2 protein-coding genes and 1 pseudogene are annotated in these 2009 nt (G+C 66.6%); 2 read left to right on the top strand and 1 reads right to left on the bottom strand.

Annotated features, from left to right (window positions below; translation table 11 throughout):
* A pseudogene (locus EN935_RS33295) lies at positions 1-104 on the bottom strand (nicotinamidase); the annotation flags it as partial.
* Positions 105-350: 246 nt separating this feature from the next.
* Between EN935_RS33295 and EN935_RS33290 the strand changes: the two are divergent.
* Both EN935_RS33290 and EN935_RS33285 read left to right on the top strand, forming a co-directional pair.
* Entirely contained in the window at positions 351-1208 is an 858-nt protein-coding gene (locus EN935_RS33290; protein WP_126067177.1) for a xanthine dehydrogenase family protein subunit M, read from the top strand.
* A partial coding sequence (locus EN935_RS33285; RefSeq protein ID WP_127374089.1) for a (2Fe-2S)-binding protein occupies positions 1205-2009 on the top strand: 805 nt, incomplete at its 3' end. The genes EN935_RS33290 and EN935_RS33285, both read left to right, overlap by 4 nt.

Genomic DNA, 2009 nt, shown 5'->3' with positions numbered 1-2009 from the left:
TCATTGACCAATGGCACGATCTCGTCGCCGCCGGCAACCGCCAGCGCACCGCCCGGACAAAAGTCGTTCTGCAGGTCGATGACAACAAGCGCTTCGTCGGCCATGCGGCTTCCTTCTCTCTGTCTCGATGCCGCTGCCGCGACCGGAGGCAGAAACTTGACCAGATGGCCGGCCGCGTCAACCTCTGGCGACATAACAAATGCGTGCCGGCCGAGCCGACGCAAACTCCGGCTTTGACAATTCCTGCCGTCTTGATATCATTTGCATACGAATGAATTTTCCGGCGCCGATGCCGGCAGAGTCTTTCGAAACACCGGTTTCTGGAAGACCTCTTTTCTGGAAGGCAAAGCGTGATCCGTTACGCGAAACCCACCTCGGTCGACGAAGCGCTCGCTTTGCTTGGCGAGGGCGCCTGGCGCATCCTTGCCGGCGGCACCGACTTCTATCCGGCACAGGGCAGCAAACCCTTCCGCGACAATGTTCTCGATATCAACGGTCTGGCTTCGCTGCGCGGCATTGCCGAAACGGACGACCACTTCGTCATCGGCGCGCGCACGACCTGGACCGACATTATCCGCCATCGCTTGCCGCCGGCCTTCGACGCGCTGAAACAGGCGGCGCGAGAGGTCGGCTCGGCGCAGATCCAGAACGTCGCCTCGGTCGCCGGCAATCTCTGCAACGCGTCGCCTGCCGCCGACGGCGTGCCGGGCCTGCTCGTCCTCGATGCCGAGGTCGAGCTGCGCTCCGTGGCAGCCACGCGGCATCTGCGGCTGCAGGACTTCATTCTTGGCAACCGCCGCACGGCGCTGCTGCCCGGTGAGATGGTGACGGCCATCCGCGTGCCGAAGCCCAGCGGCACGTCGGCTTTCGTCAAGCTCGGCGCCCGGCGCTACCTCGTCATTTCCATCGCCATGGTGGCGGCGCGTCTGGTCGTCGACAACAGCACTGTCGCCGAAGCGGCGGTCGCCGCCGGCTCCTGTTCGGTGGTGGCCAAGCGGCTGGCCGGTGTCGAAGCCGCGCTGCGCGGACTGCCGGTGGACGGCGGACTTGCCGACGCGATCCTGGCCGCGCCGATGAGCGAACTGTCACCCATCGCCGACGTACGCGGCAGCGCCGAATACCGGCTCGATGCGGTGCGCGAGATTGTCGCCCGCGCCGTGCTTGCGGCTGTGGGGCGAACGACTGGCGACGAGGTGGCGGCGGCATGAGCCAAGTTCAGCCTGATATGCGTGAAGCCCTGCCCGGTCCGGGCGCCGTTCGGCCTGCTCTCGGCCCAGAACGAGCCGACATCGCCTTCGAGGTCAATGGCGCCGCCATCTCCGTCAACGTACCGCCGCTGCGCCGACTGTCCTTGGTGCTACGCGATGAATTGCTGCTGACCGGCTCCAAGGTCGGCTGCGATGCCGGTGATTGCGGCGCTTGCACGGTGCTGGTCGACGGCGATCCCGTCTGCGCTTGCCTGATGCCGGCTGCATCCGTCGCCGGGGCGTCGGTGACGACGGTCGAAGGCCTCGCCAATGGCCGGCTGTCGGCGCTGCAGGCCTCGTTCCTTGCCCATGGCGCGGCGCAGTGCGGCATCTGCACGCCGGCGCTGCTGGTCGCGGCAACCGCATTGCTGGACAAGCAGCCCCGCCCTACCGAGGCGGAGGTGCAGGATGCGCTGGGCGGTATTCTCTGCCGCTGCACCGGCTACCGGAAGATCATCGCGGCGGTGATGGATGCCTCCCTGCAGGCAGCAAGCCTCGATTTCCGCTTGCCTCAATCCGGCCATGCGATCGGTTCCTCGCCCATCAGGCTCGACGGCGTGCCGAAGGTCACCGGGGCTGAGAAATTCGGCGGCGTTTCCTCCCCCGCCGATGCGCTGGCCGTGCTGGTGGTCCGCTCGCCGCATTATCACGCCAGCTTCGCCTTCGGCGATCTCGACGGCTGGGCGAAGGCGCATCCCGGCATCGCCGGTGTCTTCACAGCCGCCGACATTCCGGGGAAGAACTGTTTCGGCGCTATCGGCC

Source organism: Mesorhizobium sp. M7D.F.Ca.US.004.03.1.1 (genome assembly GCF_003998635.1).
Classification (GTDB): Bacteria; Pseudomonadota; Alphaproteobacteria; order Rhizobiales; family Rhizobiaceae; genus Mesorhizobium; species Mesorhizobium loti.
Note: the sequence above shows the minus strand (reverse complement) of the source record. Positions and strands in the feature narration are given on the sequence as shown.